This window comes from Halosolutus sp. DAT137, from assembly GCF_059736405.1.
In genome coordinates this window covers 1-12,147 of sequence record NZ_JCAQID010000016.1, presented here as the reverse complement: position 1 = coordinate 12,147, position 12,147 = coordinate 1, and the positions used below count along the sequence as shown (strand labels likewise).

At 54.4% G+C, this 12,147-nt stretch carries 22 protein-coding genes; 8 read left to right on the top strand and 14 right to left on the bottom strand.

Features of this window, described 5'->3' with window-relative positions:
- Positions 1–161: 161 nt before the first annotated feature.
- From AC6I6L_RS20315 to AC6I6L_RS20290, 6 genes are read right to left on the bottom strand one after another with little or no spacing between them, the layout of a single operon-like run.
- Complete coding sequence (locus AC6I6L_RS20315; protein ID WP_497919602.1) at positions 162–482, bottom strand: WDGH domain-containing protein; 321 nt, start codon at positions 480–482, stop codon at positions 162–164.
- Positions 479–769, bottom strand: a complete 291-nt coding sequence (locus AC6I6L_RS20310; RefSeq protein ID WP_497919601.1) for a hypothetical protein — start codon at positions 767–769, stop codon at positions 479–481. The genes AC6I6L_RS20315 and AC6I6L_RS20310 overlap by 4 nt, the downstream gene beginning before the upstream one ends.
- Positions 766–942: a hypothetical protein gene (locus AC6I6L_RS20305; protein WP_497919600.1), complete on the bottom strand. Its 177-nt coding sequence runs from the start codon at positions 940–942 to the stop codon at positions 766–768. Before AC6I6L_RS20305 ends, AC6I6L_RS20310 begins: the two co-directional genes overlap by 4 nt.
- The gene (locus AC6I6L_RS20300) at positions 939–1,118 is read right to left on the bottom strand and encodes a hypothetical protein (protein ID WP_497919599.1); all 180 of its coding nucleotides are present in this window, start codon (positions 1,116–1,118) and stop codon (positions 939–941) included. Before AC6I6L_RS20300 ends, AC6I6L_RS20305 begins: the two co-directional genes overlap by 4 nt.
- Positions 1,115–1,537, bottom strand: coding sequence for a hypothetical protein (locus AC6I6L_RS20295; RefSeq protein ID WP_497919598.1), 423 nt, complete (start codon positions 1,535–1,537; stop codon positions 1,115–1,117). The genes AC6I6L_RS20300 and AC6I6L_RS20295 overlap by 4 nt, the downstream gene beginning before the upstream one ends.
- Positions 1,534–1,818 carry a hypothetical protein gene (locus tag AC6I6L_RS20290; RefSeq protein ID WP_497919597.1) on the bottom strand — a complete coding sequence of 95 codons (285 nt, stop codon included), beginning with the start codon at positions 1,816–1,818 and terminating at the stop codon, positions 1,534–1,536. The genes AC6I6L_RS20295 and AC6I6L_RS20290 overlap by 4 nt, the downstream gene beginning before the upstream one ends.
- A 168-nt stretch (positions 1,819–1,986) precedes the next feature.
- Between AC6I6L_RS20290 and AC6I6L_RS20285 the strand changes: the two genes are divergently transcribed.
- Positions 1,987–2,187: a DUF8053 family protein gene (locus AC6I6L_RS20285; RefSeq protein ID WP_497919596.1), complete on the top strand. Its 201-nt coding sequence runs from the start codon at positions 1,987–1,989 to the stop codon at positions 2,185–2,187.
- A 276-nt stretch (positions 2,188–2,463) separates the two neighbouring features.
- Here AC6I6L_RS20285 and AC6I6L_RS20280 read toward each other — a convergent pair whose 3' ends face one another.
- The gene (locus AC6I6L_RS20280) at positions 2,464–2,850 is read right to left on the bottom strand and encodes a hypothetical protein (RefSeq protein ID WP_497919595.1); all 387 of its coding nucleotides are present in this window, start codon (positions 2,848–2,850) and stop codon (positions 2,464–2,466) included.
- 221 nt (positions 2,851–3,071) lie between these two features.
- Here AC6I6L_RS20280 and AC6I6L_RS20275 point away from each other — a divergent pair, with 221 nt between their 5' ends.
- Positions 3,072–3,899 (top strand): GIY-YIG nuclease family protein, encoded by an 828-nt coding sequence (locus AC6I6L_RS20275; protein ID WP_497919594.1) that lies wholly within the window; start codon positions 3,072–3,074, stop codon positions 3,897–3,899.
- Positions 3,900–4,097: 198 nt separating this feature from the next.
- Positions 4,098–5,285, top strand: a complete 1,188-nt coding sequence (locus AC6I6L_RS20270) for a hypothetical protein (protein WP_497919593.1) — start codon at positions 4,098–4,100, stop codon at positions 5,283–5,285.
- Here the strand turns inward: AC6I6L_RS20270 and AC6I6L_RS20265 are convergent.
- On the bottom strand, positions 5,282–6,445 hold the full coding sequence (locus AC6I6L_RS20265) for a DNA cytosine methyltransferase (protein ID WP_497919592.1): 1,164 nt from the start codon (positions 6,443–6,445) through the stop codon (positions 5,282–5,284). The genes AC6I6L_RS20270 and AC6I6L_RS20265 overlap by 4 nt on opposite strands.
- A 141-nt stretch (positions 6,446–6,586) precedes the next feature.
- Here AC6I6L_RS20265 and AC6I6L_RS20260 point away from each other — a divergent pair, with 141 nt between their 5' ends.
- Together AC6I6L_RS20260 and AC6I6L_RS20255 are read left to right on the top strand one after the other, a co-directional pair.
- Entirely contained in the window at positions 6,587–6,766 is a 180-nt protein-coding gene (locus AC6I6L_RS20260; RefSeq protein WP_497919591.1) for a hypothetical protein, read from the top strand.
- A 277-nt stretch (positions 6,767–7,043) separates the two neighbouring features.
- Positions 7,044–7,631: a tyrosine-type recombinase/integrase gene (locus tag AC6I6L_RS20255; protein WP_497919590.1), complete on the top strand. Its 588-nt coding sequence runs from the start codon at positions 7,044–7,046 to the stop codon at positions 7,629–7,631.
- Between the two features lie 10 nt (positions 7,632–7,641).
- Here the strand turns inward: AC6I6L_RS20255 and AC6I6L_RS20250 are convergent, their stop codons facing one another.
- The 5 genes from AC6I6L_RS20250 to AC6I6L_RS20230 form a co-directional block, all read right to left on the bottom strand.
- Positions 7,642–8,403, bottom strand: coding sequence for a DUF1828 domain-containing protein (locus AC6I6L_RS20250; protein WP_497919589.1), 762 nt, complete (start codon positions 8,401–8,403; stop codon positions 7,642–7,644).
- Complete coding sequence (locus tag AC6I6L_RS20245) at positions 8,390–8,836, bottom strand: DUF6978 family protein (protein ID WP_497919588.1); 447 nt, start codon at positions 8,834–8,836, stop codon at positions 8,390–8,392. The genes AC6I6L_RS20250 and AC6I6L_RS20245 overlap by 14 nt, the downstream gene beginning before the upstream one ends.
- Before the next feature lie 39 nt (positions 8,837–8,875).
- Positions 8,876–9,061: a hypothetical protein gene (locus AC6I6L_RS20240; protein ID WP_497919587.1), complete on the bottom strand. Its 186-nt coding sequence runs from the start codon at positions 9,059–9,061 to the stop codon at positions 8,876–8,878.
- 74 nt (positions 9,062–9,135) lie between these two features.
- Positions 9,136–9,408: a winged helix-turn-helix domain-containing protein gene (locus AC6I6L_RS20235; RefSeq protein ID WP_497919586.1), complete on the bottom strand. Its 273-nt coding sequence runs from the start codon at positions 9,406–9,408 to the stop codon at positions 9,136–9,138.
- A 10-nt stretch (positions 9,409–9,418) separates the two neighbouring features.
- Positions 9,419–9,733, bottom strand: coding sequence for a winged helix-turn-helix domain-containing protein (locus AC6I6L_RS20230; protein ID WP_497919629.1), 315 nt, complete (start codon positions 9,731–9,733; stop codon positions 9,419–9,421).
- A 389-nt stretch (positions 9,734–10,122) separates the two neighbouring features.
- Here AC6I6L_RS20230 and AC6I6L_RS20225 point away from each other — a divergent pair, with 389 nt between their 5' ends.
- The 3 genes from AC6I6L_RS20225 to AC6I6L_RS20215 are packed head-to-tail and all read left to right on the top strand — an operon-like array spanning position 10,123 to position 10,852.
- Positions 10,123–10,455 (top strand): hypothetical protein, encoded by a 333-nt coding sequence (locus AC6I6L_RS20225; protein WP_497919585.1) that lies wholly within the window; start codon positions 10,123–10,125, stop codon positions 10,453–10,455.
- Complete coding sequence (locus tag AC6I6L_RS20220) at positions 10,452–10,649, top strand: hypothetical protein (protein ID WP_497919584.1); 198 nt, start codon at positions 10,452–10,454, stop codon at positions 10,647–10,649. Before AC6I6L_RS20225 ends, AC6I6L_RS20220 begins: the two co-directional genes overlap by 4 nt.
- 38 nt (positions 10,650–10,687) lie before the next feature.
- Positions 10,688–10,852, top strand: a complete 165-nt coding sequence (locus AC6I6L_RS20215; protein WP_497919583.1) for a hypothetical protein — start codon at positions 10,688–10,690, stop codon at positions 10,850–10,852.
- A gap of 20 nt (positions 10,853–10,872) precedes the next feature.
- Here AC6I6L_RS20215 and AC6I6L_RS20210 read toward each other — a convergent pair whose 3' ends face one another.
- Positions 10,873–12,084 (bottom strand): tyrosine-type recombinase/integrase, encoded by a 1,212-nt coding sequence (locus AC6I6L_RS20210; RefSeq protein ID WP_497919582.1) that lies wholly within the window; start codon positions 12,082–12,084, stop codon positions 10,873–10,875.
- Positions 12,085–12,147 lie beyond the last annotated feature (63 nt).

The window sequence follows — 12,147 nt, the reverse complement described above, 5'->3', positions numbered from 1 at the left end:
AGCCGTCGTCCAGTCTGGCCGCCGGCCTCCCGGACGTGATCGTCCCGGTTCATGTCGCCGGTCGTTACTTCACAATCAGTCGGTAAATGAAAAGGCGAAACTCTGAAAACCGCAAGATAGTGGGCCGAAAATGGTCCTATTCGATTGGTGGACGTTGGGAGCTACTCGGGCTCGACGAAGGCTTCGAGCCGGCAGTTCTTCTCGGCCCGTGTATGACCGTCGTAGTCGTGGGGACGCTTCGGGAGGTCGGCCGGCTCGACAAGGTCTCGAGGGACGTGCCAGCTGACCTGCTTGCCTTCGAGGATGGCCCAGACGATCGCCCACTGATCGGCGTCGGCATCGTCGGCATCGGGTTCGGTCCAGCCGCCGGCATAGGCGTGGACGGTGACGCTCGACTCTAGGCGGTGGGCCATCAGCGAAATGGCGACCGCGAGGAGGTTCCGGTCCCGGTAGACCTCGTCGATCGACTTCTGTTCGCTCATGGCTGTGCTCCCTCGAGGAAGATGTCTGACTGGTCGGTCACGGTCGCCGGCGGCTGGTCGTACCAGACGATTACCGTCTTCCCGCCGTGACCGTGGATCGTTCGGATGTGCTCGATCGCGTCGGCGGACTGGGTGGTTCTGGGGTCGGAGAGCCAGCGATAAATGGCGCGACCGTCCGGGAAGCGGATCCCGAAGGCGACCACGCCCTCGCCGCTGACGCCGTGGACGTCGGCGTGCCGGTAGAGCGCGAAGCGAGCCGGCCGTTCGTCGGGGAGTGAGTGGTTCATTGGCGATCGGTCACCTCGATCGTCTCGGGATCGCTATTGTTGCCCTCGAGGGCGGGCCGGCTCCGACGTCGATCGCGGACGATGGCGACTGTCCGCCCGATCGCGACGGCTGCGATGCCGGCCCCGAAGATCGCCTTCGATGCCGGGCCCGCCGGACGATCGGGGTCGGTCATGCTCCACCTCCAGCGGCCGCAATATAGCCGGTGAGGAATAGCGTGTATCCCAGCCAGACGAGAAGCATCACCTGCGCTTGCTGCTTGGCGATTGGGCTACCGTCGGCTACGACGCCCAATAAAAAGGCCGTCAGCAGTCCTGCGATTATCGTGAGGGGAACAACAACCTCTATCATGCTACCACCCCAGCCAGGAAGCCGATCAGTCGGACGATCGCTACGGCCAGACCGCCGACGAACGTCGCGACGAATTGGCCGAGGAATAGGTACTGGGGGTTCTGGGTGACCCACTTCCCGACCCTACCACCGATAATCGAAGTAGAGCAGGTACAGCCGAGGGCCGCAACCGTCAGCGGGACCGCGAGAGCAAGCAGGGAATCGAGCCCCAGGACGAGGCCCAGGAATAGGGGAACGAACCCGACCGTGAAGGCGTAGACCTCCCGGTAGGTCAGCCGCTCCAGGGCGTCTCTGAGGAGGTCGATCGCCATTTCTTCCGGGGCTGCCGGCGACAGGTAGCCGACATCGAAGGCGTCACTCGGTTCGTCGGGGAGCTCGGACAGGCCTTCTTGCCCGTCGAAAAGGTCGGACTCGGTCATCGAGTCGCTACCTCGCGTCGGTATCCTTCAGACAGGGTGGCAGACGTTCCGATCGGGGCGACAGTGACGCCGTCGATCGGCACCTCGATCGATTGGAGGGCGACTGGACGCGGGCCCGTCCCGCCGAAATGGTTCGCACACGTTCCACAAAGCCGGGCGGGACTATCGGATTGGTCGAGTATCGTCCACTTGTCGGACTCGAGGCCGCACGCGCTGGCGACGACCTCGCCATCGACGACCGCGACGACGTGGGCCGCGAGGCCGTCGGGAGTCCGTGCCAATGCGTTCCATTTGTTCGACCTATTAATTGGCGCTGAATTGCTCATTTTTGTTCTGGGAACACCTCGTTTCGAGGTCGGGACTCAGTGTGATAGCGATCGGGAATATCATAGTCTCGTACTGGTGAGACCAATGTTTAAACAGATTCAGGACTAGATAGGAATGTAGCAATGCCGATCCATCAGTTGGTACAAGTTGGTCGTACGTCGGGCGGTGTCGTGCTCCCGAAGAGCGAGCTTCGGGCGCTTGGATTGGTCGATGAAGAGGGCAATGTGAAAGATCAGCCCGTTCGGATTACGCAGACGGATACTGGAACGTGGGAGGTGTCAGTAATCGATCCGAACGACTACCCGAACGCAGAGCCAGTCTGATCGACGGCTGATTACTTTATGTTGTGGAGATTTGTGACCGACATCACGTCTTTGAGCGGCTCCATCTCGAAGTCACTATCTGCAACGGCGTACTCGTCATCAGTCGATCGAGCAGTTGCAGTGATCATGGCATCTCGGTGTGACAATTCATTCGACTCCTTGATTTATGCATCCTGTGAGCGGGTGGTTTCGAGGGCGAGTTGTTCGTTGAATCCGAACGCCTTCATATGGAAATAAACTGAGCTACTTGCTTATTTAAATATGGGTATTAAGAGTTTAATCTATAATATTTATATCTGAAAATCCGATTGGATGAAGTGTATATTTACCGTCTCCCGGTCTTCCTTTGAAATAATCGCGTGCCTCTATAGGATGAACTGTAGGCTCACCGAGCATCGGTCTTTCAGTTTCGATAACATATTCGCCATGAACATCATCATGAGCTGGAGGCGTAAGGTGAATTTTTTTCTTAGTAACTATGCCGTCCACGTCATCTCCTTTATTATGATCAAGCCGCTCTTTAATTACTACTTCAACAGTAGTTTCCCACGGATTCTCAATTTCCACTCCATTGGTCTCTGTAGGACCGTTGTCCGAAAAATAGACCCTGACTTCATCATTCATTGTCAGACTATCCAGCTTCTGAAATTTATTTTTACCCACACTATGCAATAGCAGCCATATAGTAAAAGTGTTACACTAAGTTAAAATAGCAGATATATACTATCACTTTAGTTGTCCAAGAATTCGGGACTTCGCGGACATCTTAATCGAGATTGACCCGAACGATTATCTCATAACAGAGTTCTAATAGCTCCTATAGGATGGAGTTCGATTTTTATTCACTTGATTGGGTCGGGGTATCGTGGTCGAAGTGGAAGCCGTTGGACGCGGGATCCTTTTCTGAAATCCCGAAAGAGCCCGGTCTGTACCGGATTCGCCACCGGAGCGATCGACGAGATGGACTCGAATACATCGGTGAGTCGAGCGATGTCCGACGGCGGATTCAAAGCCTCGCCCGCGGAACCTACGCCGAAAGGATGCCGTACCGCGACCCACATACAGCAGCGCCGTGTCTGTGGGCAATCCGTGATGCCGACGGCCCCGAGTTCGAAGTCTCGCAGACGACGCCGGCAAAGGCCGACGACGAGCAGCACCGAAAGGGAACCGAAGCAACAGCGATCGCCCTGCACCGCAAGGCGCTTGATCGAAGCCCGACCGCGAACTTCGGGCGGATCATCGACGGCTATCGGCAGTCATCGTTCAGCTACAACGATGATCCACACAAGGGTGGTGTTCTCAGACCAGGGGAAGAGGAGTCAAACAGTGCGGACGGTATCGAACCGATCGGTTGGAAGAACCCCGACGACCCGACCGCCTCAAACTGGCTCGGGTTGGACTGGTCCAAACCGTACCGGCTCGAAAATCGTCTCGATGCCGACCCACCTGACAATGGTCTGTATCGTATATGGTACGAGTCGCACTCGTCACCGCTGGCCTATATCGGCGAGTCAAGCAACATCCCGTCACGGCTCTACAACCACGAGCAGACGTTCGGCAGCGACGCGCTCTTCTCGTACGTTGACCGGCCAGAACTTGACGCCGCTCACAAACGGCAGGAGATCGAGACCGATCTGATTGGAACCCACTACTTGGAAGAAGGTGAGGTTCCGATCGCCCAGTTCGGCTACGATCATCGGATTCCAAAATAAGTAGAACGAATTTTCGCCAGAGTTCACAGAAACTCGTGAATCACGACAGGAAATAGTAATATGGTCGGGCAGTACTCAAGGAGCTAGTAATTGAAGTGACCAACCATTGGAAAAATATACTTATTGAACTAATAGAACGCATTAGTTTAAAAAGTCTAACATATCTTAAGCAGGGCCGGTCAGAACGTCCAGGTATCAATGCAAGATATCTGGGATGTCGTTGATCTTGACACCTATCTCGCGTCAATCGTCAACGAGGACAACATTGAGGAACATCTAATTCAGGAAGCACGGTGGAAGGTCTCGTACCGGGATACCCAGTTCAATCATCGCGGCATGATAGACCGATACCACCGCGCCATGGACCTAAACGAGAGATCCCTCGACTGGGATGATCTTGGAGTCTCCGATCAAGCCGTCGAAACCCTGGAGAACAACGGAGTTACTCAGCGGCAATTGCACCAGTTCTTCGCCCACCCCACCATCCTCATAGCAAACAATGACTTGTTCGAGTATTACCGGACCCTGGCCGGTGTCTCCGACAACCGGCTGCGTGACATCGGAAGCGTCCGGTCAGCGGTCCGCCAGCTACGGAACAGCAATCAGATGATCAGCGAAACCGAGGAACTCAGTCGGCTCTGTCGGTTCTTTAATTCCCTAATCAGTACGTGGGCGTCCAGCCTCATTGACGACGATCCCGAGGAACGGGCCTTACTTAGCGCTTCCTTGACCGAAGGTGCAGCGATCGAGGGATCCTCGCGGAACGCCGGTGGGCGGAAGGCCGTGGTCAACGTCGGGTCCGTCATCGTTGAGGATCTATGGGAGCACGATCAGCTGGAGTCGTTTCGGTTCAAACTCATGTCGGATAACGACTTCATGACCGTGCCCGCCTCCTCGGTCGGGAAGGAGCACAGTATCTCGGAAATCTCTGGTGCTTATGCCATTGAGAAAATTACTGCGACGAACGGCGGGGGGGTTACGTTCTCCGAGCCCGACATGATCGTGCGGTCACCACAGGGTATCAAAGGCTTTGGCGAAATCAAGGACCGGAAAGACATCAGCAACCAATGGGAGGGGTGGCTACCGCTGATCAGAAGCAAACTCGAGGACTTCAAGGATCGCGACCCAGACGCGAAACGCATAATGATTCAACCTGTCTTCACCAAACGTATGATCCACGGTGAACGTGGCAGCAGCGCTCAAGATGTCGGAATCCGTGACTTCGTCCTGAAAGATGACCTACTGGATGTTCCGTTCAATATGAGCCAAATGCTTGCAGACGAAGATGTCAGAGATTTCTTCGGCAGCTACATCCGTTTCCTGATGGGACTGACTGATGCTTTCGAGTATCGAGAAGTCCCAGAAACCGCGGACTCCCCTAGTTAGTTGCTGAAGGCGTTTTCCAACGTCGCCTGCCGCGCACCTTTCTCCTCGACGGGATACCACCGCTTCACTTCTTCCGCAATCTCTCCCGCCAGTTTCGGCGGCACCGCGTTCCCGTTCTGCTCATACCACGAAATGAACGAGCCCTGGAACTCCCAGTCATCCGGGAACGATTGTAGCCGAGCTGCTTCTCGGACAGTAATGTTCCGGTTCTGTTCCGGGTGAACGTACCGGCCGCACGACGGTGTCGAGGACTTCCGGGTGATCGTACCAGATGGCCGGTCCCAATGCATCCGCCCATACGTATCACAGAACGAGCTCATATCACCGTTGGAAGCTCTTTTTTTCATCGAGTCAAGCCAGTATTCGTCCTGATACGGTTCGGGAATGTCCATCCAGGATCCGCCATCATCAGGAATCAGATCAAGCATCTTGACAGTTCGGTCGGTGTGATTCGGAGCCCGATGCATTGGATCGGCTTGATATTCCTCCCCAGCCTCAACAGGAGAAAGATCCTCAATCGCATCTCTGACCGTCCGTTCTTCACTGATTGTTGGGCTGGGAAGCTCAACCTTACGGCCATCCTTCCGAGCAATGATGATCGCTCGGTTTCGGCGTTGCGGTACACCGAAGTCTGCCGCATTTATAATTCCCGACTTGACCAAATAGTCAGCGTCTTTCAGAATTTCGTAGGTCCGGTTCCAATACTTCTCTTTCGACCCCCGGATCAACTCGGGAACGTTTTCCATGACGAAGAATTCAGGCTCCATCTCAACGGCGAGCGTGGCGCTGAACGAAACTAATGTGTTCCGTTCGTCACGGTCGCAGTCGTCTTTGTTACGGTGCTGGCTAAAGCCTTGGCACGGCGCACAAGAAATCAGGACATCTAATTCTCCCTTCTCAACACCGAACTCGTCAAGGAGCTCATCAGCAGTGTACTCCGTGATGTCACCAACGATTGGTTTGGTACCGATGTTATGCTCGTAGGTTTCACAAGCGTCTTGGTTCTGGTCAATTGCACCGACGCAGTCAAATCCTGCTTGTTCAAAACCTTGACTCATGCCGCCGCACCCGCTAAAGAGGTCTGCGTATTGAAGTTCTTTCAGGTCGTCAGCGGCACATCTGTCCTGCATTGATTTTTCAATCTTATTTTCGCCAGGCATGTATCTTATAACCTCTGTTGTCAGCGTGTTGTAGTCCTAGTGGTAAAGAACCTTCTAGTTCAATCAGTGTATATAGTTCAATAGAACTTTCAGGCCCTCGTTCGTGCAATTATATACAATAGACGCTTCCAGTGCTTAGGCATGGGAAAATACCTACTCAACGTGACTACTATCCAGCAAGGTCACAAGATGCAACTGGTAAAAGAGGTACGCGAAAAATGGGGAGAAGACATAACAGAGCCAGGTGGCAAGATCGCGTTCTACGAAGACGACGACGGTAACATCATTATTGAACCTACGGGAAAACCGAACGAAGACTAATAAAAACACCTGAAACGTTACTGTTCGGCCAAATCGCGATGGTTTGCCATCTATTTCGGGCTGAACAAACAATATGTCTGAAAGTACTTTGCGGTGGTTTGTGAGAGTCCCTTCCGCGAAGTTACCGAAGAGCGGATTCGCAAGTGTACTTGCTCCGAATGTCGTGTCCGAGAACTGTACCAGTCTCGGACAGATCACGCCCGGTTGACCCCTCAAACACCACCGAAAAGACTAGATTGCTGGCCGTTTTTGTCCGATATGCAGGCATCACGGACACATGAATCTGCAACAGCACGAGAAGCGCGACGATATGAAGGTGTGGCTCAGTCAGGACGAAGTGACGGCACTTCTCGAGGCGGCCGACGGAACACAGCAGCGGATCGCATTCGAACTCGGCGCGCGCTGTGGGCTTCGATCGCACGAGGTCCTCGACGCCGCTCCCGAGGACGTTGTCGACACCGACGCTGGCACGATGCTCCGCGTGTGGCACGGGAAAGGCGACCAGTTCCGTGAGACGCCGGTCCCCCGCGATCTGGCGACGACCGTCCGAACGATGGACGACGTCCGAGATGCGCCGGCCAGCTCGTCACTTGTCGAGGTGTCGAGTACGCGATCGCTGCGGCGGTGGGTCCGATCGGCGGCCGACCAGCTGTACGAGGAGACGGGTGACGCTGGCTGGGAACATCTCGGGTTCCACGATCTCCGGCGGACCTGGGCGACGGCGCTTGCCTCCGAAGACGTCGATCCGCTACTGGTATGTGACTGGGGTGGGTGGAACGATCTCGAAACATTCCTCGAACACTACCGGGGGAGCTACAGTCCGGAGGCACAACAAAGAGAGCGACAGAAGGTGGGCTGGCTCTAAAACTAACCAATCATCCACGTATCGCATCTGGCAAATAGCTACGATTTGACCAACGGATGACTGAGTCAGCTTCAGCTAATAATGGCTTGAGTTTATCATCTAAATAGAAGCCATTCTCATCATCAACTACAGAAACAAACTTGGCATCTTGGACTCGAGAAATCTGGATGAATCTGTACGATGTGTCTTTGGCCTTATCATGGAGTTGACTACCGCTATTGGCCTGAACCGTATGCATATAAGTTTTTTCAGCAAGATTTCGAAAGCTGAAGTCAATGGTTTGAGGTTCCGCATAGGCATTAATTTCTGCATTTGGCTCGTAGTCAAACCCATGATCATCTAAGTAGTAAGCGACCTCGTTCCTGAAGTCGTCTTGTGGATATGGTCTCCTAGTATGTTCTAACGCAGATATATGCTGTATGGCTTCATAGACCTCTAAAAGAGATTGTCCTAAATTCTCTTCAGTTGCTTGCTTGCTAACTTCATACATAGCAGATTCGAGGTCGAACCTACCTTGAATGGTTTTTATTCTGTCTTCTCGGCTATCAGTCTCAAGATCTATACCAGATAAAAAGAACATTTTGTAAGTTTCGCCCTCGTCAGTTATGCGATAGTGGCTTCCCTCATCTACTATCCACAGTCGGATCGAGTCACCATCAGGACGAACAAAAGGAAAGCGAACGAGACAGTCGCCATCATGTTGAGAAATGTGTAATGAATCATCTAATGCCTTGGTAAGCGCCGGCCGGATGAGTTCATCACACCCAGTCATCTATTCTTGATCCCTCAAACTTTTCGTACCTGCCCTTGAAGTCTATCGACTCTTCGTCGAGGAAGTCAAAAAAAGCATCGTCTACACTATTTGTGTCGACTTCATCGTGCGTTCGATATGCAAACGAAGTACCGACATCTTCTCTCCATTTGTGTTTGTGTGCCCCATCGATGTGTTCGTTATTCGGATTGTAGTGACAAGGATGCCTACCCCATCTTCGAATCGGAATAGAACCCTTATGAATAACTGAAAATGAGTAGTCAAGTCTTTTATTTATCCATCCAACTAATTTGAGGGTGGTGTTTTCTTGTAAGCACTTCACAGGGACTTCCGCTTCGTATTTGTCTTTACGGCTTTTGTATTGCCATCGCCAATCTTCTCGTATTACTTTTGGCATATTACTCAATTCATCGGCACGAGCCTCACTTATCATCGAACAAAAGACTATACCGAAAATATATGTTTGTTTCGGCTACCAGTCACATCGTTCTTTGAGCGTTAATCCTTCACTCGCTACGACTTTATTAGCGAGTGCTATCGCCCGTTCTGCTCGATCGCGATCGCCGTAACAGTCCCAGAGGGCGTATCGGAGGAGTGCGTCAGCAATGAGGATGCAGTCTTCTTGATCCCAGTCGTAGGGGTATCGGATATCTCTCATTCCACCGGAGTTGGCCGCGGCTTCTGATATAAACTCTCGCCTGTGTAGGACGGCGAAAATCAGCTACAGGATAATCAAACAGTTGGCCGTGGTTGGTGATCTGCATCGATCTCTCCTTCGAGATAGAGCATACCCCAGTTCGTGATTTCGTACGTATCGTGGTGAATCGGTGCGATTAGACCTGCACAAGCAAGCATCTGACAGCGTTCACGTATCCGGTCTTCAGACGCTCGAACTCGGGATAGTGATGCAATTACTGATACCGATGACCACGATTCATCATTCAAGTGTTCGAGAATTCGCTCATCAAGTTGCTGCATCCACACCGCTGACCTACGAAACGTCATTGAGGGTCACCTACGTTGAGTTTGATACGCTTCCTGCAGTATTATTACTCCTGTTACTGTCGTCGTCAACATACTGCCACGTCTCTGTATCAAGCTTTTCATCTAAGTATGCCTCTCCATCGTCAGTAATTACGTAAACGCCGTTTCCGAGATGGGTGAGCAATCCCTCCTCGGCAAGCTTTCTACACCTTCTCGCAATATATTGTCTCGAATATCTAATTGGACCTTCGTCTTTCATTTGTTTAGGGGACCCGGACTCGTTTTCACGGATAAATTCCAGAACTCGGTCATCGACAAGAGTCATCCAGTCCCCAGAGTAGCGCATATCCCTCATTGGTTCCACAGAAACCTAATAAATACGTATATAAACATAGTAAGCTATCGAATCTAATCTAATCCATCGGAAACTATAAGTTCCGAAAGAATCCATTGGGGATGCGGAGCTACCAAGTCGGCTGAAGATGGCTCTTGTTGGTATGTGAGACCGGGCGGCGTTGGCCCGCCGCCCAGAAGGTAGCTCCGGTGATTCGGATGAATCTCGGAATTTCCGTGGGGACAACGCCCCACGCACGGCAAAAGGCATCGCCGACGAATAATACTGACGCTCGCTGCGCTTGCGGCGATCGAGCGGAGGGCTACGACGCACTGACTGGTGCGCCATCCTGCCAGGACTGTTCCCGAATTCGAGGGGACGGCGGCGTTTCCGACGACATCGTGTCCAGACCCCGGACACTCCGTGGTGACGGTGGCGACGATCCGTCACCTGAGGAGCGGCAAGCCGACGCCCTCGAAGCAATCGCGACCGAGCTGCGTTACCAGAACGCGGTGCTGTGTGAGACGATCGACGCGATCGACGAATTGGCGGCTCGCGTCGATGACCACTATTTTCGGGACTACGAGCCACGGGACCGATCGGGAGCCGCGTTACAGACGGCGGTCGCCGATCGGCTGGTCGAACGTGACGATCGCGAAGGCGAGTTGATGGGCGGGCTCGATCGCGTCGAGAACTGGCGGGACGGTGAAAACCGTCGGGAGGACAGCGGATGACTCCGCCCGAGACCGTCGACTGTGCCACCTGCGACGGGACCGCCCGCCGAACCGCGTGGGGCACGACTGACGCCGTCTGCTATCGCTGTACCAACTGCCATGCCGGTGGCCACATCACGGCCGATGGCGACGTCCGCCAGGGTGGTGTCTTCCGATCGTTGCGGAACCACGCCACTCGGAGGGTCGATGCATGAGTAGGAACCGACCGGACCGCAGTCGGCGTACGGATGCTATGAGCCGAAGCATAAGGCCATCAACAAAAGACGACGATACCGATCCGTGGGAACGCCTCGCCGAACACGAAGACACGCTCGAAATGCTGATCGAGGAGGATGTCCCGATGGCCCAGGACGCTGAAATCCTCCTCGAACGCCTCGAAGAGGAGGGGTACCGATGACGGCGATCGCGATCAGTGAGTCACCGATCGAGCAGCGTACTGCGGACTTCGGGGTCGTCGAGGATATCAGCGAGTTCAAGGACCTCCTTCGCCTTCTCCGGCGAGAGTTCGGCGAGGGACTCGGCTTCGCGGTCGTCCGCGGTGTCGAGTTCCGCAGCGGCTTGGGGATCCATCGCCTGACCACACCAGACACACAGCGGCTCGCTCCTGGGCGTGTCCCGTCCACAGCGAGTGCATTGAAGCGGGGCGATCGAGTCCGGTTCCTCTTTGCTGACATCGACGCCGTGGAGCCGGGCGAGCTCGCGATCGGAGTCTTCGGAGAACACGGAGATGTACCGAGCGGCGACATCGCTGCCACGGACCCAGCCGTGATGCTCTTCGATATGCGCCTGATTCAGATTCCTCGAGGCAAGGAACGCAGCACTGGACTTGCGGAAGTTCGTCAACGTGACCGGCTTCGAGACGCCGACACGCTCGGCGGCCTCGTCGAGGATCTTCGAGACCATCCGATCGGAGATTCCCTCACACTGGTGGATCTTCGACCAGAGTGGGGCGTCGGGGTCGTCGCGATCGGGGTGAGCATCGAGCCACCGGTTGACGTGGGGAACCGACGGTATCAGCATGACCGTCCTCCGGCCCTGCTTCCCCTCGACGGTGACTTGCAAGCCGTGGTCGTGGTCTTGAATGTCGCCGACCTCGAGGCTCTTGAACTCGCCGCCGCGGAGTCCGGCGTCGAACTGAAGGGCAATCATCGCGGCATCGCGAGCGTTATAACACTCCTCGATCATCGGCTCGATGTCCGACTCCCAGTCGAGCATGTTACGCGGATCCGGCGACGGGTCATAGTTGCTGGATGTCCCTGTCGGCATCCACTCGACAGACTCAGGAGGCTCCTCGCCATCAGTGACGCGCTTCGCGAAGACGCGGACAGCGATCCGATAGTCTCGGTTGGTCTCCTCGTTATTGTAGCGGCGGTTGATCCAGGCAAGGATTGTCTCGGCGGCATCCCGATCGTCGAGTGCTGCTGTAAGCGTCCCGCCATCGAGGTTCTCGGCGATAATGACACAGTGTCGAAGGAGCTTCTCGTGGCGGTAGTCCGAATACTCCTGAGCAAGCAGGTCAAGGCGATCGCTGAAATCGATGAGATGCTCGCGATCGGTGTCGGCGATCTCGTCGCCGGTGGTGATACGCTCTTGAAGTGCATCGATCCGGCTGCGTGGTGTCGACGGCATGAACAGTCCGATGGACACGATACTAATAAAAGTATGGCTTTGAACCTGAGATTAGAAGCCCTC

Bases quoted from the DNA above. Each gene is read 5' to 3' on its own strand.
- AC6I6L_RS20315 (WP_497919602.1), bottom strand. From the start codon at position 482: ATGAGCGAACAGAAGTCGATCGACGAGGTCTACCGGGACCGGAACCTC.
- AC6I6L_RS20310 (WP_497919601.1), bottom strand. From the start codon at position 769: ATGAACCACTCACTCCCCGACGAACGGCCGGCTCGCTTCGCGCTCTAC.
- AC6I6L_RS20305 (WP_497919600.1), bottom strand. From the start codon at position 942: ATGACCGACCCCGATCGTCCGGCGGGCCCGGCATCGAAGGCGATCTTC.
- AC6I6L_RS20300 (WP_497919599.1), bottom strand. From the start codon at position 1,118: ATGATAGAGGTTGTTGTTCCCCTCACGATAATCGCAGGACTGCTGACG.
- AC6I6L_RS20295 (WP_497919598.1), bottom strand. From the start codon at position 1,537: ATGACCGAGTCCGACCTTTTCGACGGGCAAGAAGGCCTGTCCGAGCTC.
- AC6I6L_RS20285 (WP_497919596.1), top strand. From the start codon at position 1,987: ATGCCGATCCATCAGTTGGTACAAGTTGGTCGTACGTCGGGCGGTGTC.
- AC6I6L_RS20270 (WP_497919593.1), top strand. From the start codon at position 4,098: ATGCAAGATATCTGGGATGTCGTTGATCTTGACACCTATCTCGCGTCA.
- AC6I6L_RS20265 (WP_497919592.1), bottom strand. From the start codon at position 6,445: ATGCCTGGCGAAAATAAGATTGAAAAATCAATGCAGGACAGATGTGCC.
- AC6I6L_RS20260 (WP_497919591.1), top strand. From the start codon at position 6,587: ATGGGAAAATACCTACTCAACGTGACTACTATCCAGCAAGGTCACAAG.
- AC6I6L_RS20255 (WP_497919590.1), top strand. From the start codon at position 7,044: ATGAATCTGCAACAGCACGAGAAGCGCGACGATATGAAGGTGTGGCTC.
- AC6I6L_RS20250 (WP_497919589.1), bottom strand. From the start codon at position 8,403: ATGACTGGGTGTGATGAACTCATCCGGCCGGCGCTTACCAAGGCATTA.
- AC6I6L_RS20245 (WP_497919588.1), bottom strand. From the start codon at position 8,836: ATGATAAGTGAGGCTCGTGCCGATGAATTGAGTAATATGCCAAAAGTA.
- AC6I6L_RS20240 (WP_497919587.1), bottom strand. From the start codon at position 9,061: ATGAGAGATATCCGATACCCCTACGACTGGGATCAAGAAGACTGCATC.
- AC6I6L_RS20235 (WP_497919586.1), bottom strand. From the start codon at position 9,408: ATGACGTTTCGTAGGTCAGCGGTGTGGATGCAGCAACTTGATGAGCGA.
- AC6I6L_RS20230 (WP_497919629.1), bottom strand. From the start codon at position 9,733: ATGCGCTACTCTGGGGACTGGATGACTCTTGTCGATGACCGAGTTCTG.
- AC6I6L_RS20220 (WP_497919584.1), top strand. From the start codon at position 10,452: ATGACTCCGCCCGAGACCGTCGACTGTGCCACCTGCGACGGGACCGCC.
- AC6I6L_RS20215 (WP_497919583.1), top strand. From the start codon at position 10,688: ATGAGCCGAAGCATAAGGCCATCAACAAAAGACGACGATACCGATCCG.
- AC6I6L_RS20210 (WP_497919582.1), bottom strand. From the start codon at position 12,084: ATGCCGTCGACACCACGCAGCCGGATCGATGCACTTCAAGAGCGTATC.